The sequence below is a fragment of the Streptomyces griseicoloratus genome, from assembly GCF_014534645.1.
Lineage (GTDB): Bacteria > Actinomycetota > Actinomycetes > Streptomycetales > Streptomycetaceae > Streptomyces > Streptomyces griseicoloratus.
Genome location: NZ_JACVQF010000101.1, coordinates 42565 through 63440, shown reverse-complemented (window position 1 = coordinate 63440; position 20876 = coordinate 42565). Strand labels below are relative to the sequence as shown.

Genomic DNA, 20876 nt, shown 5'->3' with positions numbered 1-20876 from the left:
GGGCTGTGGGGTCCGTGTGCCCGTCGAGGGCGCAGCCCGGCCGCCGGCGACTCAGGGCCCCTCCGCCAGGTCCCTCTCCAGGGCGCGTGCCGTGGCGTTCAGCGTGGCCACCAGGGACTGGAGCGCGTGCGGGTCGTACCGCACGCCCGGCATCGACACCGACAGGCCGGCCAGCGCGGTGCCCCGCGCGTCGCGCACCGGTACGCCGACGGCGACCAGCCCGCGTTCGGACCGCTCCTTGTTGACGGCGAACCCGTTGCGGCGCAGCCGCCTCAGCTCCGTCCGCAGCCGGGCGAGATCCGGGCGGTCGGCCGGGCGGTCGCGGTAGCGCCCGGGGGCGTAGACCTCCTCCAGTTCCTCGTCGGTGAGGTCGGCCAGCAGGAGCAGCCCCGCCGTCGTGCGATGGGCCGGGAAGACCATGCCCTCCCGGGAGCCGACCCGCAGCGCCTGCCGGCATTCGACACTGGCGATGAAACGGGCCGTGTCCCCCGTGCGCACGATCAGGTTCGCGGTCTCGTCCAGGAGACCGACGAGCCGGTGCAGATGCGGCAGCGCCGCCGCGCGCAGCCGGGACACGAGGGACTGGGAGTGCGCCGCGAGCTCCAGCACCGGCCCGGCACGGTAGACGCGGTCCTCGTCCTGCACGGCGAAATCCCGGTAGACGAGCATCGCCAGGACCCGGTGCGCGGTCGACCTGGCGACACCCAGCCGCTCGGCGATCTGCGACACGGTCGCGCCGCCCTCCATCTGCAGCATCGTCGCCGCCCGCAGCGCGTGGTCCACGCTGGCGATGGGATACGGCGGTGGTGTCTTGAGCGGCTTGTCCATGGCACGTCCTCACGATTCTGCTCTCCAGAATCTACATGCCCGCGATGAGGACGCGGCGCACGCTGTGGTCCGTGACTCAGTCCTCCCTCGCCCAAGACACCGCTACGGGTTCCCCGGTCCGGCTCCAGGCCGTCACCGCGGAGGGGCAACCCGAGGTCACCCCGGCGCTCGAAGAGCTGTACCGGGGCTTCGAGCAGGAGCTGCTCGTACCGCTGTGGACCGAGATCGGCGACCTGATGCCGGCCCACCCGCGCTCGCGCGCCGTGCCGCACCTGTGGCGCTGGGAGCGGCTGCGGGAGCTGGCGGCGCGGGCCGGCGACCTGGTCCCCGTCGGCCGTGGCGGCGAGCGCCGGGCCATCGCGCTGGCCAACCCCTCCCTCGGCGGGCGGCCGTTCGCCACCCCGACGCTGTGGGCGGCCATCCAGTACCTCATGCCGGGCGAGGACGCCCCCGAGCACCGGCACACCCAGCACGCCTTCCGCTTCGTCGTCGAGGGCGAGGGCGTGTGGACGGTCGTCGGGCGCGACCCGGTGGCCATGCGGCGCGGCGACTTCCTCCCGCAGGCCGGCTGGAACTGGCACGCCCACCACAACGCCACCGCCGAGCCGATGGCCTGGATCGACGGGCTGGACATCCCCTTCCAGTACGCCACCGAGACGCAGTTCTTCGAGTTCGGGCGGGACGAGATCGGCGACGCCGAGCGGATCACCCCCGAGCGTTCCCGCGCCGAGCGCCTGTGGGGCCACCCCGGCCTGCGCCCGGTCTCGGCCGGCATCACCGGCCCCGGCTCGCCGCTGCTCGCCTACCGCTGGGAGCACACCGACCGCGCCCTGGCCGACCAGCTCGCCCTGGAGGCGGAAGGGTACGGCGGCACCGTCGAGCCCGGTCACGCCGCCGTACGGTTCACCGACCCGGCGACCGGAGCCGACGTGCTGCCGACCCTCCGGGCCGAGATGCACCGCATCGCACGCGGCGCCGAGACCGCGCCGGTGCGCGAGACCGGCTCGTCGGTCTACCAGGTCTTCGACGGTTCCGGCACCGTCACCGTCGGCGGGACCACCTGGTCGGTCACCCGCGGCGACCTGTTCGCCGTCCCCTCCTGGCAGCCGCTCTCGGTCCGCTCCGAGGCCGGCTCCACCGACTCCGACTCCGGCGCCCTGGACCTCTTCCGGTTCAGCGACTCGCCCGTCTTCGAAGCCCTGCGGCTCGACCGCACCCATGTGGAAGGAAACCCCCGATGAAGCTCGCCACCCTCCGCACCGGCGGCGCCACCCGGGCCGTCAGGCTCGACGGCGAGGTCCTGGTCGACCTCGGCGCCCCCGACCTGGGGGCCCTGCTCGCCCAGGAGGGCTGGGCCGAGCGCGCCGCGACGGCGACCGGGGCGACGTACCCGGTGGAGGGCGCCGACTTCGCGCCCGTGGTGCCCGCCCCGTCGAAGGTGGTGTGCGTCGGCCTCAACTACCGCAACCACATCCAGGAGATGGGCCGGGACCTGCCGGAACACCCCACGCTGTTCGCCAAGTTCGCCGACGCCCTGATCGGTGCGCGGGACGAGATCGTGCGCCCGGCGGAGACCGACCGCTTCGACTGGGAGGTGGAACTCGCCGTCGTCGTCGGCGCGTCCGTGCGCCGGGCGCGCGGCGAGGAGGCCGAGCGGGCCGTCGCCGGCTTCACGGTGCTGAACGACATCACCTGCCGGGACTGGCAGTTCCGCAGCCGCGAGTGGCTGCAGGGCAAGACGTGGGACTCCACCACCCCCGTCGGCCCGTACCTGGTCACCCCCGACGAGCTGCCCGGCGGGGTCCGCCCGTCGCTCGACGTGCGCCTGCTCGTCGACGGCGAGGTCATGCAGTCCGACTCCACCGGCGACCTGCTCTTCGACCCGGTCGACCTGGTCGAGTACGTCTCCACGATCGTCCGCCTGAACCCCGGTGACATCATCGCCACCGGCACCCCCGGCGGCGTCGGCCACGCCCGCAGGCCCGAGCGCTACCTCCTCGGCGGCGAGACGGTCGTCACCGAGATCGAGGGCATCGGCCGACTGGAGAACCGGGTCGTCCGGGAGAAGACGTCCTGATGCGCCGGACCTTCGACGACGCCCACCGCTGGGCCCGGCTCGGCACCGAGCTGGTCCTCGAGGCCGCCGCAGACCTCGACGACGACGCCTTCGCCGCGCCGAGCGCCCTGCCCGGCTGGAGCCGGGCCCACGTGGCGGCGCACGTCGCCGCCAACGCCGAGGCGCTGTCCAACCTGGTGCACTGGGCCGCCACCGGCGAACCCACGCCGATGTACGCCTCGCCCGGGGAACGCGCCGCCGGCATCGAACGGGGCCGCGCCCTGCCGGCCGCCCGCCTGGTCGCCCGGCTGCGCGACTCGGCCGGCGCGCTGGAGCAGGGAATGGCCGCGCTAGGCGAGGAGCAGTGGCGTGCCCGGGTCGTCACCGCGCAGGGCCGGACCGTGCCGGCCACCGAGGTGCCCTGGCTGCGCTCCCGGGAGGTCTGCGTGCACGCCGTCGACCTGGCGAACGGCGTGTCCTTCGCCGATCTGCCGCCCGATTTCCTCACCGCCCTGTGCGACGACGTGGTGGCCAAGCGCGCCGCGCTCCCCGGCCCGGCCGTGCTGCTGCGGGCGCCGGAGGCGGGCGCCGCCTGGGAGCTGCCGGGCGACGGCGCATCCGCCCTGGTCACGGGCGAGTTGCACGACATCGCGGCCTACCTGACCGGACGGGACGCCGGCCCGCTCACCGCGGACGGCACACCCGCCCCCACGCTGGGCGCCTGGCTCTGACCCGGGCCGGCCCCGCCACCGAAGGAACAGATCATGAACCCTGAATCCAGCCCCGCCGGCGGCCGGCCCGACGTGATCGTCGTCGGCGGCGGCATCGGCGGCCTCAGCGCCGCCTTCGCCCTGGCCCGCCAGGGCCTGCGCGTGCGCGTCCTCGAACGCGCCAAGGAGTTCGGCGAGGTGGGCGCCGGCCTGCAGATCGCGCCCAACTGCACCCGCATCCTCGCCGAGTACGGCCTGCTGGAGGAGGCCAGGACCCTCGGCGTCGTCCCCGAGAACATGGTCATGCGCGACGCGCTCGACGCCCGGGAGCTGACCCGGCTGGACCTGCGCGACCTCGAACGCCGCTACGGCTTCCCGTACATGGTCATCCACCGCAGCGACCTGCACGGCATCTTCCTGCGCGCCTGCGAACGCGCCGGCGTCGAGCTGCTGACCGACCGGACCGTCGTCGACTACGAGCACACCGACGGCGGCGCCCGGGTCCGCCTGGAGGACGGCAGCACGGAGGAGGCGCCGCTGGTCGTCGCCGCCGACGGGCTGCACTCCGTGGCCCGCCGCACACTGGTCGGCGACGACGTGGTCAGCTCCGACTACGTCGCCTACCGGGCCGCCGTCCCGATCGAGCGGGTCCGGGACAACGGCATCGCGGAGAAGGACGTCACCGTCTACGTCGGACCCCGCTGCCACTTCGTCCAGTACGCCCTGCGCGGCGGCGACATGTTCAACCAGGTCGCCGTGTTCCAGTCGCCCAAGGCGCTGGCCGGCCGCGACGACTGGGGCACGCCCGACGAACTCGACGCGGCCTTCGGGGCCACCTGCGACACCGTGCGCAAGGGCATCCCGCTGATGTGGCGCGACCGCTGGTGGCAGATGCTCGACCGCGACCCGGTCGAGACGTGGGTGCACGGCCGGATCGCCCTGCTCGGCGACGCCGCCCATCCGCCCCTCCAGTACATGGCACAGGGCGCGATCATGGCGATCGAGGACGGCTGGGTCCTCGCCCGGCACCACGCCCTGCGGGCCGGCGCCGCCCCGGCGGGCGGCCGACCGGACTGGGACGCCGTGCTGACGGCGTACGAGGCGGTCCGGGTGGAGCACTGCCGGCGGGTGCAGACCACGGCCCGCGCCTGGGGCGAGCTGTGGCACCTCGACGGGGAGCCCCGGCTCCGGCGCAACGCGATCATGCGGGCGCGGGACACCTACGACTACTCCTTCACCGACTGGGTGTACGGCCCGACCGCGCTGACGCCGGACGAGGAACCGCCCATGTTCACGCCGATCCCGCTGTCCTCGGCCGACATCGGCGAGCAGGAGGCCGAGCCGGAGACCGAGCCGGAGGCCGGCGCCCTGGCCGGAGGACACCCCCGGTGAGCGACGCCTGCCTCCGGGGGACGGCCCGCACCCCGTCGAGTACGGGCCCAGGGAGGCCCCCGCCGGGCGGCGGCGGACGCGGTTGTGGCAGGTTGATGCCGTCGGGTGTGCCGTGAGCCGGGAACTCCGGTCGTCGGGCTCCTGCCGGGTGTCCGGTAGCTGACAGTTCCGCTGCGGCCGGTCCGGGGCGTGTTCCTAATGTTGGGGTCGCAGAGGACCGGCCCGTGGGCCGCGACCCAGAGGAGACACCTGATGCCCGCGCTCACCGACCGCGTGCGCGGACGGTCCATCGTCGCCCGGCTCACCGTGCGGGAGAAGGCGCTGGAGCGCCGCATGCTGCGGAACCTCGGCCTGGTCGAGGACCGGCTGCTGGCCTGCGTGCGGGAGCCGTCCGTGCCGGTGCTCGCCGACGTGGCCGGCCATCTGGTCACCGCCGGAGGGAAACGTTTCCGCCCGCTGCTCACCCTGCTGGGCGCCGAGTTCGGGGACCTCGGCCGCCCGGGCGTCATCGACGCCGCCGTCGTCTCCGAGCTGGTCCACACGGCTTCCCTGCACCACGACGACGTCATGGACGAGGCCCGTGTCCGGCACGGCGTCGCCAGCGTGAACGCGTGCTGGGGCAACACCGTCGCCGTCCGGTCCGGCAACTGGCTGCTCGCCAAGGCCGCCCAGCTCTCGGCCGGACTCACGCCCGAGGCGATACCCCTGCAGGCCGAGGCGTCCGAGCGCCTGGTCCGGGGCCAGGTACTGGAGTTCACCGGCCCCGCCCGGCCGGAGGACCGCCTGGCCCACTACTTCGGCGTGGTGTCCGACAAGTCGGCGTCACTCATCTCCTTCGCCCTGCGTCTCGGCGCGGTCCAGGCCGGCGCCCCGCACGGCGTGGGCAAGGCACTCGAACAGTACGGCGAGCACCTCGGCGTGGCCTTCCAGATATCCGACGACCTGCTCGACATCACCTCGTCCGTCGGCGAGTCGGGCAAGGAGCAGGGCAAGGACCTCGAAGTCGGCGTGTCCGGACTGCCGATGCTGCTGGCCCTGGAGGACGTGTACCCCGGCGACGAGGAGCTGCGGGGGCTGCTCGGCAGGCCCGGGGGCGTGCAGGGCGAGGACCGCGACCGGGCTCTCGCCCTCCTGCAGCGGTCCCCGGCCGTGGACCGGGCACGCGCGCTGATGACCGAACGGCTCGCCAGGGCCCGCGCGTCGCTGGCCCCACTGCCGCCGGGAGCACCGCGGCGCGCTCTCGGCGCACTGTGCGACTTCGTGGCGTCCCGCACCCACTGAGACGCCGCCGGGGCCATGCGTCACCGCCCGGTGGCCGCACGTGCGGCCGCGCCCTCAGCGGCGCGCCGCCTCGCGGGCGCTCTCGATCGCCTGCTCCAATGAGCCCTGCGCGGCGGCCCGGAACGGGGCGAGCCAGGGCACGTGCCCGGCCTTGGTCATCTCGGCGCGCAGGAAGACGAGATCGTCGGCGAGACCGAGCGCACGGAACACCGCCCGGAGATGGGGCTCCAGGAAGTCGTCGTGCGGCACGTCCTGCCCGTAGGCCGCGCCGTGTGCCGTGGCCACCACGACCCGGGTGCCGGACAGCGGTCCCCGGCCGGTCTTGGGGGAGACGAACAGTGGCGGGATGCCGATCCTGTCGAGCCAGGCCTTGAAGACGGAGGGGACCGACAGGTGGTACACCGGAAGACCGATCACCAGCACGTCCGCGAGGAGGAGTTCGTCGATCAGCTTCCAGGTCGTGCTCCACGACCGGCGCTCGGTCAGCGTGCGTGCCGCATGCCGCGCCTCCTCCAGCTCCACGATGCCCGCGGTCTCCAGCCGGGTGACGGTCTCGATGTGGGCGCCGTCGATGTGCGGGACGGGATGCCGGGCCAGGTTCCGCTGGAGGAGTCGGCCCTCCGGATGCGCCACACGCCAGGCCGCGGCGAACTCCGCCGTGATCTGTGCGGAGACCGATTCGGGGCGCGCGCTGCAGTCGAGGTGGAGCAGAGTGAGCATGCGCGGACGACTCCTTTTGTGCAGGAGCAGGTACAAGACAACACCATTCAAGCGATCGGATGGGCCCGAGTCGCGCGGAACGACGTGGTGGTCGACGACGGTGGGCGTTAGCGGAATTGACGGGACACAAGGTGCTTGACGTTCGAAAACTGGTGTTGCTGCGCGAAGTCCAGGCCCGAGGGTCGATCGCGGCGGCCGCGGAGGCCCTCAACTACACGCGGTCCGCGGTCTCGCAGCAGCTGTCGACCCTGGAGGCGGAGACCGGTGCGGAGCTGCTGGACCGGGGGAAGGGCCGGGCGTCTCTGACCGCGGCGGGCCGGATGCTGGTCGAGCACGTCGAGCGCATCCTCATCGGGCTGGAGGCCGCGGAGTCCGAACTGGCGGCGCTGAGCGGCCGGGTGAGCGGCGAGCTGCGGGTCGGCGTCCCGTTCCACGAGGGGCCCGCGATGCTGGTGCCCGCGCTGACCCGGGTGCGGCGGGCCCATCCCGACCTGAAGATCGTTCTGCGGGGACTGCCCGTCGGCGGGACCCGCGAGGCCGTCCGGCTCGGCGAGGTCGACCTCGCGCTCGCGGTGCGCTACGACCACGTGCCGGAACCGTCCGTCGCCGGGCTGCACGAGGAGCCGCTCGTCGGGGACCGGGTGCGGCTGGTCGTCGGCCCCGAGGAGGCGGCCCCGGGGGCGCGTCCCGGCCCCGGGGACCGGCGCCCGCTGCCGCGCACGCTCGCCGGGTACGCCGGACAGCCCTGGGTGCTGACCACGGACTCCGGCCTCGGCGCCCTCGCGCTGCACGCCTGTGCCCAGGCCGGTTTCGCACCCGACGTCGTGGCCCGCACCAGCGACCCCCATGCCGTGCTCGGGCTCGTCTCGTTCGGCTGGGGCGTCTCGCTGATGCCGGACCTGGTGCCCGACCGGCCGGGGTATCCGGTGCGCCGGGTCGCCCTCGACGGCCCGGAGCTGGTCCGCCACCTGTCGCTGGTGGTCCGCAGCGGCCACCTGGACCGGCCGGCCGTCGACGCCGTCATCACCGAGGTGCGCCACGCGGTGGACGAGTTGCCCGAGGACGCCGTGGTGTGGCGTCGGGCGTCGGGCCGGGGGACGTCGGGCCGGGGTGAGCGTGAGCGGAGGGGCCCGTCCGTGTGACGGGCCCCCGGGCGGTGGCCGCGGGACGGCTTCCCGGCCGGCTCGCGGTCAGCTCTCGATGAGGCGGTGCAGCAGCACCGTGTCGAAGATGTCCTCCATGACGGCGACCTTGCCGTCGCGCAGTGTCCAGGAGTGCACGAACTTCATCCGCTCGGTGCGCCCGCGCACGGAGGTCACGTACCGCTCACCGAAGACGACGACGCGGTCCCCGGCCTCGACGAACTCTCGCGGCTCCAGCCGCATTCCGCCCAGCACGCCGGGCACCCGGGCCAGGAACTCCCGTACGCCGTCGTGCCCGTACTTGGTGCCGCCCAGCTCGTAGTCGGCCATGCCGTCGGGGTGGACCCAGTGCACGTCGGGCGCGAGGGTGCCGAGCAGGCCCTGGACGTCACGGGCGTGGAAGGCGCGGTAGGCGGCCTGGATCAGACCGACGTTGGGTGACGCGGGCGCGGGGGCGGAGTCCGGCGCGGAGTCGGCGGGTGTGGGGTTCGACATGGACGCGGTGCTCCTCAGACGTGGGCCGGCCGGCGGACGTGCTCGGGGAAGTGGGCCTCGAGGGTGCGGCGGACGCCGTCCCGCCAGGAGACCGTGCAGGGGCCGGTCAGGGACCGGCGCAGGGTCGGGTCGAACCGGTACGTCTCCCGGGTGACCGGGCTCGGCACCAGCTTCGCGGGCACGCCGGTCAGCTCCGCCATGTAGCGGACGCAGTCCGTCATGCCGACGGCCTCGTCCCCGCCCCAGTTGACCAGCGTGGCCGGGACGGCGGCCGCTCGCCACAGATGAGGCACCTGGGCGACGATGTCGTCCGTGTGCAGCGGGGAGCACCAGTTCTGCCCGTCGAGCGGCACCGGGATCTCCTCGCCGGCGAGCATGCGCCGGAAGTACAGCATCGGCACCCCGCCGTAGCCCCCCGGACCGTAGGCGATGTTCAGGCGGGCGATGGTCGTGGGCAGGCCGAGCACCCGGGCGAAGGCGCGCACCGCGCCCTCGGTGGCGAGCTTGCCCACCGGGTAGGCCGGCAGCCAGTCGGCGACCGCGTCGACCCGGTCGCTCTCGGTGTAGGCGTGATCGAGGGTCCGACGGGCGTACAGGGCGCCTGTCGAGACAAACAGAAACGATTCGGCCGTTCTGCAGTGCGTCATCAGCCGGCCGGTCGCCGCCGCGTTGATCTCCGCGGCGGCGTTGCAGTCGCCGTCGTCGCCGCGCAGCACGGCGGAGTGGATGACATGGGTGAAGTCCTGGGGCACGCCCTCCAGGGACCCGCCCGAGGAATCCGTCATGTCCCACGGCCGGGTGACGATGGACCGCTCGTTCAGTTCCTGCCGGACGCCCGGTGCGCCGAACCGGCCGAGGCACCACACCTCGTTGTGCTCGGCGAGTGCCTCGGCGACCGGCCGGGCCACCTGGCCGGTGCCGCCGGTGACCAGGATCTTCTTGCCCTTCAGCATGTCTGTGTCCTCCATCTGCGTGTGTGCGGTGGTCAAGGCGGGCGCGTTCAGCGGGTGCCGTCCGGCCGCGGGCGAGCGGCGTCGGCGTCGGCGAGGGCGCGGTCCAGCTCCCGGCGCAGGGCCGCGTGGAACGACGCCACGTGGCGCGGGCCCATCAGCGTGTAGTGCTCACCGGGCACCTCGATGTAGCGGTTGGGCTCGGTCGTGTACTCGTCCCAGCGGCGCAGCTCGTTGTCGAGCCAGTCCTGCTTGGTGCCGCGCAGGGGAGTGGCGTAGAAGACGCTCATCGACGGCACGCTGCCGCTCGGGCGGTAGTCGCGGCCCAGATCGGTCAGGGCGTTGGCGAGTTCCGCCCAGGCGCCGAACTTCTCGGCGTCCAGGTCGAGTTCGGTCATCCGGTCGGGCGGGAAGAGGCCGACGAGACGGTCGATCTGCTCCTCGACCGGCAGCCCGCGCAGCTCGCCGGGCAGCCGGCGGGACTGCTCGCCGTCGATCAGGGCGAGGAAGAACGCCAGATTGACGGCCGTCTCGGCGAAGTCCAGTTCCTCCATGCGGTACTTGATGTGCGGCGGCAGGTTGAAGCTGCCGACGAAGTCGACCCGTTCCCCCTGGTCGCGCAGTACCTTCGCGATCTCGAAGGCGACGGCGCCGCCGAAGGAGTAGCCGGCCACGGCGTAGGGGCCGTGCGGCTGGCGGGCGCGGATGGCGGCGGCGTAGGCGTCCACCATCTGGTCGAAGGTGGCGAAGGGCTTCTCGCCTTCGTTGAACCCGCGGGCGCGCAGCGCGTAGAAGGGGCGGTCACCCGTGAAGTACTGGGCGAGGTTGACGAAGACCAGGACTTCGCCGACCCCGGGGTGGACGCAGAACAGCGGGGTCTTGGTGCCGCTCGTCTGCATCGGCACCACCGGGTCGTAGGAGGGCGCCGGGCCCGGGGCGGTGGTGGCCAGGTGCCGGGCGAGGCTGCGCACGGTGGGAGACCGCAGCACGGTGATGACCTCCAGCCCGACGGCGCCCAGCCGCTGGGCGACCCTGCTGCGCAGCCGCAGGATGTCGAGCGACGTGCCGCCCAGGTCGAAGAAGTTGGCGTCGGCGCCGATCGTGGCGGGGTCGGCGCCGAGGATGTCGGCGTAGATCTCGGCGAGGACGCGCTCGGTGCCGTCGGCGGGCGGGGTGTAGCCGCCCAGCATGCGCAGCGTGAGGCCGGCCACGGCCTGCCGTACGTCGTCGTACGCGCCGGACTCCAGGCGGCGCCGCATCAGGGCGCGCTGGGTCTTGCCGAGACTGGTCTTGGGGAACGCCTCGCGCGGCAGCGGCAGGACGAGCGAGGGACGGAAACCCCAGTGCAGCACCACGGTGTTGCGGATGGCCACGAGTGCCTTGTACAGCGTGCCCTCGTCGACGGCGCCGCCCGTCTCCCCGTCGGCGCCCTGTGGGCAGAACGCGACGACGACCCGCTCGGTGTCGTCACCGGGCGCGCGGGTGGGGAAGACCGCGACATGGGAGGCGGTCACGCCCGGCAGTTGCTCCAGGGTGGTCTCGAGCTCGTGGCTGAAGTAGTTGACGCCGTTGACGATGATGCTGTCCTTGCTGCGGCCGATGAGGGTCAGCCGGCCGTCGTCGATCCACCCCACGTCGCCGCTGCGGAACCAGCCGTCGGCGGTGAACGCCTCGGCGGTGGCCCGCGGGTTGTTGTGGTACCCCGGCGTGATCATGGGTCCGGTCAGCTGCAGTTCGCCGATCTCGCCGTCGGGCAGCGCACGGTCCTCGCCGTCGGCGACGCGTATGCGCAGCCCCTCGACGGGCGTGCCGAGGGCGGCGAACTCCTGACCCCGGTCGGCGTCCGGGAAGGCCCCCCGGGAGTAGATGCTGCCGGCGCAGGTCTCGGTCATCCCGAAAGCGGGCCAGAGCACGTCGCGGGCCAGGCCGTGGGGCGCGAACCGGTCGAGGAACGCCTCGCCGGTGGCGCACACCACCGCCTCGCCGCCGCTGACGATGTGCCGCAGCCGGGACAGGTCGAGCCGCTCACCGGTGTCGTCCAGGCGGTCCGCGGCGGACAGCAGCGCACCCAGCAGGAAGTTGGGGGTGAACGTCATCGTCACGCCGTGCCGGGAGATCAGCCGCAGGAACTCCAGGGGCTCGCCGAGGACGACACGGGGCTCCACGTGCAGCTGACGGCTGCCGGTGGACAACGGGAACAGGTGGCCCTCCAGGAGAGCCGCGACATGGTCGAAGGAGACCCAGTTGAGACTCGTGTCGTCGGCGGTCAGCCGCTGGTGGCCGTTCTTCGCCGCCATGGACGCCAGCAGATTGGCGTGCGTGAGGATGACGGCCTTGGAGTTCCCCGTGGACCCGGAGGTGAGCACGAGCACCGCGGTGTCGCCGGGCCGGGCGCCGTCGTGGGGCTCGGCGATCCGGTCCGTGCGCAGCTCGTCGAGCGAGGCGACCGTGAGGCCCTCCACCCGCGGCAGGCCGTGTCCGCGGCCGGCGGTGACGACGAGGGGGCCGTCGAGCAGGGTGTGCACGTGGCGGAGCTGGGCGGCACCGCGTTCCGGGTCGGCGCCGAGCGGGGCCAGGGGGCAGGGGACGAGACCGCCGAGGACGGCTGCCCAGAAGGCGGTGAGGAAGTCTCTCGGGCGCTCCAGCAGCAGGACGACCTTGTCGCCCGGGCGCAGCCCGCGCTCGCGCAGACCGGTGAGCAGCCGCAGTGCGTCGTCGCGGAGTTCGGCGTAGCTCTGGTCCACGAAGCCGGCCGACGCTCCGCCGAGGCAGTGGCGAACGCCCGAGCCGGGGTGGTGCCGGGCGGCGTGCAGCAGAAGGTCGGCGATGGTCTTCTGGCGCATGGTGTGCACGGTGGTCTCCCTTGCCTGGTGGGCACGCGGGGCGGGTGCTGACGGGTCGTGCGGTGATCGTCGGGAAGATCCGGAGCCGGTGCGGTTCCGGAGTTCATACGCTGTTCGACTCGATATCACGGCCGTTCACACAACTCCGAAACGAGTCGGACGGTGGGTCGTGTTAACCGCTTCCGGGCCGGGTGATTCGGTTTATCCGGGATTCGTTGGACATCAAGAAAAAGGAAAGCCTGTTTCCGCGCCGCTGGAATCCCATTTCTGAGTGCCGGTGACGCCGGGTGGCGGGGACGATGCGAATCACATGTACGGTCCACTTTGTTCCGCGAAGGGCCTCGGGGCGGTCCGGTATCCGTGCAGGGGTCGCGAACGCACGCTGCATGGTTCGTGTGCGGCGTGTGGTCACGATGTGACCGTAGGCGAGGATCTGCTCGCTCTGTGGGACGGTTGGCCGCTAGCGGACACGGATACTGCGATGGGTGATCCTTTCGCTGCGCTGCGTGACGGTAACGGAAATTGGAAGCTCCGTTTCCGCGTTTGGATGCACTTTGCTGACATCGGCGCCCGTCCCGGGGCCCGATTCTTGCGAGATGTCGGCCTTGGGATTGACCCAGCCATTCGCATTCCGCCGGGGGTGCGGATCGGTTGACTCCGGCTTATGTCGTCAACTACTGTCGGGGTGCTTATGATCTTCTTCTTTGTGACTGGAGAAATTCCAAAGCAGCTCCGCCTGCCGGACTCGGCGGGAGAGGCCGCGACGACCGGCTTGACGTCGTGGTTCGTCGGGGGCGGTCGGACTTCTAAGACGTGGGGGATGTCATGACGGAGCCGGTGATCGAACAAGGGACCGTGGCAGGTGCGGTACGGCCGGAACCGGCCGATCACGCCGCCCATGTGGAACGGGCGCTGCTGGAGGCCAGCGCCCTGATCGAGAACACGGTCTCGCTGCACCGGCAGCGCTCGGAGGCGCCCACTCCGGTGGCGCGCACGGGCGGGGTTCAGATCACGGAAGTCCTCGAGTCGCTCATCGGCCCGGCCCGCCACACCGTGTGCGCGATGCTGGACGACGCCGGCGAATTCACCGACACGACCGTGCGCTTACTCCTGGAGGTCCCCGAGGAGGTGACCGTGCGGGTGCTGTGCTCCGCCGAGGTCGCCGATTCCTCCCTGGCGCCGCTGACCGACCTGACCGACAAGCGCTTCGCGGTGCGCGTGTCCCGCAGCGAACTGCGCGCCATCCTCGTCGTCGACGGGTCCGCCTCCCTCGTGCAGTCCGCCGAGAGCGGCCCCGCCCCGGCCGCCGTCGTCTACGACGCCGCCACCGTCCGAGCCCTCGAGCTCTTCTTCGCCAGCGCATGGTCGCGCGGCCGGCCGCTGGCCGGCCACCTCCAGCTCAGCCCCCGGGTGCGCACCGAACTGGCCCGCTACATCCTGGAACGGCTGCGCGCGGGCCACACCGACGAGACGGCCGCCCGTGAACTGAACGTGTCGCTGCGCACCTACCGCCGCTACGTCGCGGAAATCATGCGCGCCCTGGACGCCAACTCCCGTTTCCAGGCGGGCGTCAGGGCCGTCGAGTTCGGACTGCTCTCGGAGTAGCCCCACCGCTGCGTGACATACCCGGCACGGGCCGGGCGGGCCCGTGCCGGCCGTTCCCACACACCATTGAAGAGGGTGGAAGACGACGTGCCCAACAGGGGAGACGACGAGCTGGAGCGTTCCCTGCTCGAAGTCCAGGCACTGATCGAGACGACCGTGGCGCTGCACCGCTCCCGTAGCCGTGAGGAGGAGCTGATCACCGTCCTGCCCCAGGACTACGACACCGTGCTCGACGAGGCACACGGCCTCATCGCCGGGGCCAGACGCACGATCGACATCGTGCACGCCCGCCGGCGGGGCTCCGACGAACAGGCGGAGCGCACCGAGCGGGAACTGATCTACGCCGCCCAGGAGGGCGTCGCGGTCCGGCTGCTGGCCAGCCCCGAGCTGATCGACGAGGATTTCGTGCGCGAACAGCTGGGCCGCGAACACCCGGCGGGCATCCGGATCACCGGCATCCCGCCCCTGCAGGCGATCATCGCCGACGGCGCCGCCGCCGTCGTCGTCGCCCACTCGGCGGTCGGCCGGCGCGCCTCGGTGATCCGCGTGCCCGAGGTGCTGCACACCCTGACCACCCTCTTCGACAACGTGTGGGCGCACGCCGTGCCCGCCGGCGAGCGCATCGTCTTCGGCGACCGTGACCGGGCCGCGCTCGGCCGGCGGATCCTCGGCGCCCTGCAGGCCAGCGTGACCGACGAGGTCGCCGCCCGCGAGCTGAACATCTCGGTGCGCACCTACCGGCGCCACGTCGCCGACATCATGGCGCTGCTGGGGGCGACCTCCCGCTTCCAGGCCGGAGTCCGCGCCGCGGAGCTGGGTTTGCTGCCACCCGCGACCCGTTCCGGTCCGCCGCGCAGGGGCACCCTGGCATCTTCCTGAAAGGTCCGTTGCCGCACGATCCGTCCGGCCAGTTCGATGGGGCACCAGGAACGGGGCTCCGCGGCGGGCACGTCCCGTCCCCGACGGCCGGTACCCCCCGACGGGCCGTCGGTGCACGGGGCCGGGGCAGGCAGGCCGCCAGGCCGCAGCCGGACCCGGCCCCGTCGCTCCCACCGATGACTGTCGTGCGGAAGGCGAGTCCATGAATCGAGTACCGGTCGGCCTGGTGTTCCCCGGGCAGGGGACGCAGAAAGAGGGGATGGGCGTGCCCTGGCGGCACACCCCGTCCTGGGAGCTCACCGCCGAGATCTCCGCGGTCACCGGGGAGGACGTCGAGGAACTGCTGCTGCGCACCCCGCGAGAGCAGCTGCGGCGTACCGATCTGGCCCAGCTCGCCGTCTTCGCCGTCGCGTCGATCGCGCACGCGGAGGCCGTACGGGCCGGGATGCTCGGCCCGGACGTCGTCGCGTGCGCCGGTCACAGCCTCGGCGAGTACGCGGCCCTCGCCGCGTCCGGGGCCCTCACCGTCTCCGCGGCCGCCGCTCTGGTGGCGGCGCGCGGCCGTGCCATGCGGGAGGCGGCTCTGGCCCGCGAGGGCACCATGGGCGTCATGGTGGCCGCCCCCCTGGACCAGGTGGAGGCACTGGTCGGCGAGGTCCGCGCCGAGGGCGCCGACGTCTGGGTCGCCAACGTCAACGCGCCCGGCCAGACCGTCGTCTCGGGCTCGCCCGAAGGAGTCGGCGAGGCCGGCTCGCGGGCCGGCTCGATCGGCGGCCGGATGCTGCGCCTGGACGTCGGCGGGGCGTTCCACAGCCCGTACATGGCCCCCGCCGCCGAAACCCTCGGCCGGGCCCTGCGGCAGGCGCCGTTCGCGCCCGGCCATCTCCCGGTCGTGGCCAACGCCGACGCCGAGCCGTACGCCGAGGGCCGGCACTGGCCCGGTCTCGGCGTACGGCAGCTCACCTCCCCGGTGCTGTGGGAGCGCAGCGTGGGCACCCTCACCGGGCGGCTGGGCTGCCGCCGGCTGGTCGAACTGGGCCCCGGCCGCACCCTCGCCGGGCTGATCCGCCGGATCGACCCGGAGATCGAGACCGTCTCCGTGGACGGACCCGCCGCCCTGGCCGTGCCGCCGGGGGTGGAACGATGAGCGTCGCGGTCAGGCCGCCTGCCGGGCGCAGCGGCATCGGCGTGCTGGACAAGGCGTCCACGCTGCTCGCCGTGGTCGAACAGGGGCCGGCGTCGCTGGCCGAGCTGGTCGAGATCAGCGGCTTCGCCCGCCCCACGGTGCACCGCATCGCGCAGGGCATGGAGCGGCTGGGGCTGCTGGCCCGGGACTTCCAGGGCCGGTTCGTGGTCGGCCCGCGGCTCGGGAACATCGCCGTCGAAGTCCGCCGGGACCAGTTGGTCCAGGCGGCCGCGCCCATCCTGGAGGATCTGCACGCGCTGACCGGACTGCATGCCCGGCTCTTCCGCCGGCACGGCGCCGCGCAGATCTGCATCGGCACCTCCAGTGAGCCCGGAGGCGCCGAGGAGGTCCCGGTCGGCACGGCACTGGCCTCCGCCGGCCCCGTCGCCCAGGTGCTGCTCGCCTGGGAGGAGCCCGAAACCCTCTATGAAGGGCTGCGCGGCGCCCGTTTCAGTGCCGCTCAGCTCGCCCAGGTCCGCCGGCGCGGCTGGGCGCACGGCCCGGATCCCATGGTTCCGGGCGCCCTCTCGACGGCGGTTCCGGTGTGGGCGCTCGGCGACCACGTGATCGCGGCGCTCACTCTCACCGGGCGCGGCCCCCGGATGCCCGCCACGCCGAGCCGGCTGCTGCTCGGTGCCGCCATCGACGCGGCCGGGGAACTCAGCAACGGGATGCGCCGGTCCAGGGCGGCACGCCGCCCGGCCGAGAGCCGGGTCGTGCCGGCCGGTCGCGCGTGACCGCGAAGGCCCCGCCGGTCGGGTGCAGCTCGAAGGGGTTCAGGTGGGCAACTGCCGCCGTGCCGATGAGCCGGTGAGCCGTCCGGTCGCCGGAACGGGGGCCGGGGCGGCGATCGACACGCTCTCGGCGAGCCCGCGCGCGGGACGCGGCGCCCGGTCCGGGCCGCGCGGCCCGGACGGCAGTGCCCCGCCCACCCCGGCTCAGGCCGTCCACCCCCCGACCCCGCCTGGTCGCCCGGACGCGGCACGCGGGTGCTGCTCCGGGGAGGACCCGGGGTGTGTGGCCGCTGGGTGCGGTCGCCTCCTGCGGGTCCCGGGCGGGGGACGAACGCCGCCCCGCCACGCCACGCGCCGGGGGCGCGTGACGCGGTGGGCGGGCCGCCGCTTCCGTCACTCGCAGCCGCGCTGCCAGTTCCAGCCGATGAACGTGTGCTTCAGCTCGACGTCGAAGGTGCAGGAGGCGGTGCCGTCCGCGTTGAGCCGCACCGAGGTGCGGTGCGTGTTGGCGTACCAGTCGCCGGTGGCGTCGAAGATGCCCCGGTAGGTGAAGGAGGCGTCGGCCTCCGCCGTGACGGAGGCGCAGTCCGCCGCGCAGTCCTGGCTGTTCGCGGCCGACGCGAGCGACCAGCCGGCGTCCCAGGGCTCACGGTTCCAGCCCTGGGTCGCCGCGCTGGACGCCGTGGTGATCCGTCCGCCGGCCGTGTCCCAGTCGGCCGTGGTGTACAGACCGGTCATCCGGATGTTGCAGCAGTCGTACATCTCGTTCCAGCCGCGCACATGACGGCCGGCGGAATCCGCGGCCGCGACACGGGCCTGCCGCGCGGCGCCGGGGGCGGAACCCGCCGGGACGTACTCCACCTTGCCCGTGACCGGGGTGCAGTCCTCCCCGATCGTGACGGTCTGCCGGGCGGAGAGGCCGGCCGGGGGCACCGGCAGGGAACCGGTCAGCCGTACCCCCTCACAGCTGCGCGGGGTGTCCGTTCCGCCCGCGGGCGCGGCGGTCGCCGTTCCGCCGAAGAGAAGAACGAGTCCGGCTGCCGCCAATGCGGTGCGGGCGAATCGTCTGCTCAATTTCCATTCCCTTCTTCGAGTTCTTCGATATGGGAGCGTAAAGCCGCGCCGGCCGTGTTCAGGGGTGTGGCGGAAAGGTTGGCAGGAAGGTGTACGGGGGGTTCGGTGTGCCGGTTGTCGCCGCGCAATGGCACTTTCCTGACAGGGCTGTTGGCCCGGTTCGGCCGTGGTGTCAGAGTCGACGCCAGGTACCGCCATTCGGTGGTGAATTGTGCTTCTCGGTACGGCGAAAGGGGCCTGCGGTCATGAACCTCGTTCAGACGCGCGCTGACTTCGTGTACGACCAAACCGGTCTCCTGGGGCAACTGGATCTGCGGGCTCCCGAGTTCGAGTCGAGAATGCGCGAGGCGATGGACGCCGCCGAGAAGTGCCTGCGCGACTGTCTGGCCGGCATGCCCGACGGGGACGCCGTCGAACGGGCCGACCGGCTCGCGAGGCGGGACGGCGGACGCCTCCCCGTGCTGCTCACGCTCCTCGGGGCCGAGTTCGGCGAGCCGTGGAGGGAGGGCGTGACCCGGGCCGCGGTCGTCACGGAGCTGGTCCACCTGTCCCTGCTGATGTCCGCCACGCCCGCCCGGGGCGCCGGGCCGACCGCGGCCGTCGACTGGCTGCCGGCCCGTTCCGCACAGCTCGCCGCCGGCCTCGGCCCCGACGCGCTGCGGCTCAACGCCCGTACGGCCGGCCGGCTCGCGGCGGCGCAGTTGCGCACCCTGACCGGGCCCGCACCCGGAGAGGACGCCCACACCCACTACGTCGAGGCGACGGCGGGCGGCACCGCGGCGCTGTTCGGCATGGCACTCGGCCTCGGCGCCCTGCAGGCCGCCGCGCCGCAGCCGTACGTCCGGTCCTTGGTCCGGTGCGGGGAGCACCTCGGGATCGCCCTGCACATCGCCGACGACCTGGGCGCGGCGGATGGCCGGCGCACCGGCACCCGGATGCGCCGTGCGGTGCGCGGCCGGGCCCCGGGGACCCGCGGGTCCGTGGGGCCGGCGCGGCGGCCCGCTCTCCTGGCCCGGACCGGCGGCACGGCCGCGCGGCGGGCCGAGCAGTCCCTGCACCGGTGGCTCGACGAGGCCCGGGCGGCGGTCGGGGCGCTGCCGTCGCTGCCGGCCCGCCGAGCCGTCTACGCGCTGTGCGACACCGTCGCCGCCCGAACGAACTGAAGGAAGAGGGAGCCGGCCATGTCGATGCACGACCGGGTCGCCGAGCTGACCCTGATCCGCCGGGAGGCCGAGGCGGGGGATGCCAAGGCGACGCAGGCGCAGCACGCCAGGGGCAAGCTGACGGCGCGGGAGCGGATCGAGCTGCTGCTGGACACCGGATCGTTCCGGGAGGTCGAGCAGTTGCGGCGGCACCGGGCCACGGGGTTCGGACTGGAGGCGAAGAAGCCGTACACGGACGGTGTGATCACCGGGTGGGGGACGGTGGAGGGGCGTACGGTCTTCGTCTACGCGCACGACTTCCGGATCTTCGGCGGTGCGCTGGGCGAGGCGCACGCGACCAAGATTCACAAGATCATGGACATGGCCATCGCGGCCGGCGCTCCGCTGGTGTCGCTGAACGACGGTGCCGGTGCGCGCATCCAGGAGGGCGTCTCGGCGCTGGCGGGGTACGGCGGGATCTTCCAGCGCAATACCAAGGCCTCCGGGGTGATCCCGCAGATCTCGGTGATGCTGGGCCCGTGTGCGGGCGGCGCGGCGTACAGTCCGGCGCTGACGGACTTCGTGTTCATGGTGCGTGAGACGTCGCAGATGTTCATCACCGGGCCCGACGTGGTCATGGCGGTCACCGGCGAGGAGATCACCCACAACGGCCTGGGCGGCGCGGACGTGCACGCCGAGACCTCCGGGGTGTGCCACTTCGCCTACGACGACGAGGAGACCTGCCTCGCCGAGGTCCGCTACCTCCTGTCGATGCTGCCGCAGAACAACCGTGAGACGCCGCCCCGTGTCCCCTCGGCCGACCCGGCCGACCGCCGCTGCGAGCAACTGCTGGACCTGGTGCCGCCGGAGGGCAACCGGCCGTACGACATGGTCAGGGTCGTCGAGGAGATCGCCGACGACGGCGAGTACCTGGAGGTGCACGAGCACTGGGCCCGCAATGTGATCTGCGCGCTGGCCCGGATGGACGGCGAGGTCGTCGGCATCGTCGCCAACCAGCCGCAGGTGCTCGCCGGTGTGCTGGACATCCAGGCCAGTGAGAAGGCCGCCCGCTTCGTCCAGATGTGCGACGCGTTCAACATCCCCCTGGTCACCCTCGTCGACGTGCCCGGCTTCCTGCCCGGCGTCGGCCAGGAGCACGGCGGCATCATCCGCCACGGCGCAAAACTCCTGTACGCCTACTGCAACGCCACCGTCCCCCGGATCCAGGTGATCCTGCGCAAGGCCTACGGCGGTGCCTACATCGTCATGGACTCCCGCTCCATCGGCGCCGACGTCTCCCTGGCCTGGCCGGCCAACGAGATCGCGGTGATGGGAGCCGAGGGCGCGGCGAACGTGGTCTTCCGCCGGCGGATCGCCGAGGCCGAGGATCCCGAGTCCGTGCGCGCTCAGCTGGTGAAGGAGTACAGGGCCGAGCTGATGCACCCCTACTACGCCGCCGAACGCGGTCTCGTCGACGACGTCATCGACCCCGCCGACACCCGCTCCGCGGTCATCGACGCGCTGGCCGTGCTGCGCGCCAAGCACGCCGCGATGCCCGCCCGCAAGCACGGCAACCCCCCGGCGTGAAGGAGGCCGTCACATGTCCGCGCAGCTCTTCGAGGGGCCCCTCGGCCCCACCCTGTACAAGGTCGTCCGGGGCACCCCCTCCGCGGAGGAGCTGGCGGTCGTCGCGGCCCTGCTCGGCGCGCTGGCAGCCGGCGCCGGGGAGGCCCCGGCCGACAGGGTCCCCGCGACCCGGAGGGCCGGCTGGACCCGGCCGGAGCTGGTTCCCCCGATGTCCTGGATGACGGACGGTGGCCGGCCCGGCAGCTAGCTGCC

19 protein-coding genes are annotated in these 20876 nt (G+C 73.1%); 13 read left to right on the top strand and 6 right to left on the bottom strand.

Going from position 1 to position 20876, the window contains the following annotated elements; translation table 11 throughout:
* Positions 1-51: 51 nt before the first annotated feature.
* Complete coding sequence (locus H0H10_RS02800) at positions 52-828, bottom strand: IclR family transcriptional regulator (RefSeq protein ID WP_188179176.1); 777 nt, start codon at positions 826-828, stop codon at positions 52-54.
* A 71-nt stretch (positions 829-899) separates the two neighbouring features.
* Between H0H10_RS02800 and H0H10_RS02795 the strand changes: the two genes are divergently transcribed.
* The 5 genes from H0H10_RS02795 to H0H10_RS02775 all read left to right on the top strand — a co-directional run bounded on the left by H0H10_RS02795 (position 900) and on the right by H0H10_RS02775 (position 6267).
* Entirely contained in the window at positions 900-2069 is a 1170-nt protein-coding gene (locus H0H10_RS02795; RefSeq protein WP_188179175.1) for a cupin domain-containing protein, read from the top strand.
* On the top strand, positions 2066-2905 hold the full coding sequence (locus H0H10_RS02790; RefSeq protein ID WP_188179174.1) for a fumarylacetoacetate hydrolase family protein: 840 nt from the start codon (positions 2066-2068) through the stop codon (positions 2903-2905). The genes H0H10_RS02795 and H0H10_RS02790 overlap by 4 nt, the downstream gene beginning before the upstream one ends.
* Entirely contained in the window at positions 2905-3615 is a 711-nt protein-coding gene (locus H0H10_RS02785) for a maleylpyruvate isomerase family mycothiol-dependent enzyme (RefSeq protein ID WP_188179173.1), read from the top strand. Before H0H10_RS02790 ends, H0H10_RS02785 begins: the two co-directional genes overlap by 1 nt.
* Before the next feature lie 33 nt (positions 3616-3648).
* Positions 3649-4986, top strand: coding sequence for an FAD-dependent oxidoreductase (locus H0H10_RS02780; RefSeq protein WP_188179172.1), 1338 nt, complete (start codon positions 3649-3651; stop codon positions 4984-4986).
* 252 nt (positions 4987-5238) lie between these two features.
* Positions 5239-6267: a polyprenyl synthetase family protein gene (locus tag H0H10_RS02775; RefSeq protein WP_188179171.1), complete on the top strand. Its 1029-nt coding sequence runs from the start codon at positions 5239-5241 to the stop codon at positions 6265-6267.
* 54 nt (positions 6268-6321) lie between these two features.
* Here the strand turns inward: H0H10_RS02775 and H0H10_RS02770 are convergent, their stop codons facing one another.
* On the bottom strand, positions 6322-6987 hold the full coding sequence (locus H0H10_RS02770) for an FMN-dependent NADH-azoreductase (RefSeq protein ID WP_188179170.1): 666 nt from the start codon (positions 6985-6987) through the stop codon (positions 6322-6324).
* A 131-nt stretch (positions 6988-7118) separates the two neighbouring features.
* Here H0H10_RS02770 and H0H10_RS02765 point away from each other — a divergent pair, with 131 nt between their 5' ends.
* A complete protein-coding gene (locus tag H0H10_RS02765) occupies positions 7119-8129 on the top strand; it encodes a LysR family transcriptional regulator (protein ID WP_309141716.1) in 1011 nt (336 codons plus the stop codon).
* Between the two features lie 48 nt (positions 8130-8177).
* Here H0H10_RS02765 and H0H10_RS02760 read toward each other — a convergent pair whose 3' ends face one another.
* The 3 genes from H0H10_RS02760 to H0H10_RS02750 are packed head-to-tail and all read right to left on the bottom strand — an operon-like array spanning position 8178 to position 12417.
* Complete coding sequence (locus H0H10_RS02760; RefSeq protein WP_188179168.1) at positions 8178-8624, bottom strand: nuclear transport factor 2 family protein; 447 nt, start codon at positions 8622-8624, stop codon at positions 8178-8180.
* 14 nt (positions 8625-8638) lie between these two features.
* On the bottom strand, positions 8639-9577 hold the full coding sequence (locus tag H0H10_RS02755; protein ID WP_188179167.1) for an NAD-dependent epimerase/dehydratase family protein: 939 nt from the start codon (positions 9575-9577) through the stop codon (positions 8639-8641).
* Positions 9578-9624: 47 nt separating this feature from the next.
* Positions 9625-12417 (bottom strand): non-ribosomal peptide synthetase, encoded by a 2793-nt coding sequence (locus tag H0H10_RS02750; protein ID WP_188179166.1) that lies wholly within the window; start codon positions 12415-12417, stop codon positions 9625-9627.
* An 825-nt stretch (positions 12418-13242) separates the two neighbouring features.
* Between H0H10_RS02750 and H0H10_RS02745 the strand changes: the two genes are divergently transcribed.
* From H0H10_RS02745 to H0H10_RS40455, 4 genes are all read left to right on the top strand, one after another.
* Positions 13243-14022 (top strand): helix-turn-helix domain-containing protein, encoded by a 780-nt coding sequence (locus tag H0H10_RS02745; protein WP_188179165.1) that lies wholly within the window; start codon positions 13243-13245, stop codon positions 14020-14022.
* Positions 14023-14109: 87 nt separating this feature from the next.
* A complete protein-coding gene (locus tag H0H10_RS02740) occupies positions 14110-14901 on the top strand; it encodes a TrmB family transcriptional regulator sugar-binding domain-containing protein (RefSeq protein WP_188179164.1) in 792 nt (263 codons plus the stop codon).
* Positions 14902-15103: 202 nt separating this feature from the next.
* Positions 15104-16048 carry an ACP S-malonyltransferase gene (locus tag H0H10_RS02735; protein WP_188179163.1) on the top strand — a complete coding sequence of 315 codons (945 nt, stop codon included), beginning with the start codon at positions 15104-15106 and terminating at the stop codon, positions 16046-16048.
* Positions 16045-16824, top strand: a complete 780-nt coding sequence (locus H0H10_RS40455) for an IclR family transcriptional regulator (RefSeq protein ID WP_188179162.1) — start codon at positions 16045-16047, stop codon at positions 16822-16824. The genes H0H10_RS02735 and H0H10_RS40455 overlap by 4 nt, the downstream gene beginning before the upstream one ends.
* 390 nt (positions 16825-17214) lie before the next feature.
* Here the strand turns inward: H0H10_RS40455 and H0H10_RS02725 are convergent, their stop codons facing one another.
* A complete protein-coding gene (locus H0H10_RS02725; protein ID WP_188179161.1) occupies positions 17215-17895 on the bottom strand; it encodes a hypothetical protein in 681 nt (226 codons plus the stop codon).
* A 245-nt stretch (positions 17896-18140) separates the two neighbouring features.
* Here H0H10_RS02725 and H0H10_RS02720 point away from each other — a divergent pair, with 245 nt between their 5' ends.
* Genes H0H10_RS02720 through H0H10_RS02710 form a run of 3 tightly spaced genes read left to right on the top strand, consistent with a single transcriptional unit; the run spans position 18141 to position 20871 of the window.
* The gene (locus tag H0H10_RS02720; RefSeq protein ID WP_188179160.1) at positions 18141-19058 is read left to right on the top strand and encodes a polyprenyl synthetase family protein; all 918 of its coding nucleotides are present in this window, start codon (positions 18141-18143) and stop codon (positions 19056-19058) included.
* Between the two features lie 24 nt (positions 19059-19082).
* Positions 19083-20624, top strand: a complete 1542-nt coding sequence (locus H0H10_RS02715; protein WP_188179238.1) for an acyl-CoA carboxylase subunit beta — start codon at positions 19083-19085, stop codon at positions 20622-20624.
* A gap of 13 nt (positions 20625-20637) precedes the next feature.
* Positions 20638-20871, top strand: a complete 234-nt coding sequence (locus H0H10_RS02710; protein WP_188179159.1) for an acyl-CoA carboxylase epsilon subunit — start codon at positions 20638-20640, stop codon at positions 20869-20871.
* The last annotated feature ends 5 nt before the right edge of the window (positions 20872-20876 follow it).

Coding starts and splice junctions, on each gene's coding strand:
- H0H10_RS02735 (WP_188179163.1), top strand. CDS start 15,104: ATGAATCGAGTACCGGTCGGCCTGGTGTTCCCCGGGCAGGGGACGCAG.
- H0H10_RS02745 (WP_188179165.1), top strand. CDS start 13,243: ATGACGGAGCCGGTGATCGAACAAGGGACCGTGGCAGGTGCGGTACGG.
- H0H10_RS02750 (WP_188179166.1), bottom strand. CDS start 12,417: ATGCGCCAGAAGACCATCGCCGACCTTCTGCTGCACGCCGCCCGGCAC.
- H0H10_RS40455 (WP_188179162.1), top strand. CDS start 16,045: ATGAGCGTCGCGGTCAGGCCGCCTGCCGGGCGCAGCGGCATCGGCGTG.
- H0H10_RS02780 (WP_188179172.1), top strand. CDS start 3,649: ATGAACCCTGAATCCAGCCCCGCCGGCGGCCGGCCCGACGTGATCGTC.
- H0H10_RS02710 (WP_188179159.1), top strand. CDS start 20,638: ATGTCCGCGCAGCTCTTCGAGGGGCCCCTCGGCCCCACCCTGTACAAG.
- H0H10_RS02760 (WP_188179168.1), bottom strand. CDS start 8,624: ATGTCGAACCCCACACCCGCCGACTCCGCGCCGGACTCCGCCCCCGCG.
- H0H10_RS02785 (WP_188179173.1), top strand. CDS start 2,905: ATGCGCCGGACCTTCGACGACGCCCACCGCTGGGCCCGGCTCGGCACC.
- H0H10_RS02770 (WP_188179170.1), bottom strand. CDS start 6,987: ATGCTCACTCTGCTCCACCTCGACTGCAGCGCGCGCCCCGAATCGGTC.
- H0H10_RS02715 (WP_188179238.1), top strand. CDS start 19,083: ATGCACGACCGGGTCGCCGAGCTGACCCTGATCCGCCGGGAGGCCGAG.
- H0H10_RS02775 (WP_188179171.1), top strand. CDS start 5,239: ATGCCCGCGCTCACCGACCGCGTGCGCGGACGGTCCATCGTCGCCCGG.
- H0H10_RS02755 (WP_188179167.1), bottom strand. CDS start 9,577: ATGCTGAAGGGCAAGAAGATCCTGGTCACCGGCGGCACCGGCCAGGTG.
- H0H10_RS02790 (WP_188179174.1), top strand. CDS start 2,066: ATGAAGCTCGCCACCCTCCGCACCGGCGGCGCCACCCGGGCCGTCAGG.
- H0H10_RS02800 (WP_188179176.1), bottom strand. CDS start 828: ATGGACAAGCCGCTCAAGACACCACCGCCGTATCCCATCGCCAGCGTG.
- H0H10_RS02720 (WP_188179160.1), top strand. CDS start 18,141: ATGAACCTCGTTCAGACGCGCGCTGACTTCGTGTACGACCAAACCGGT.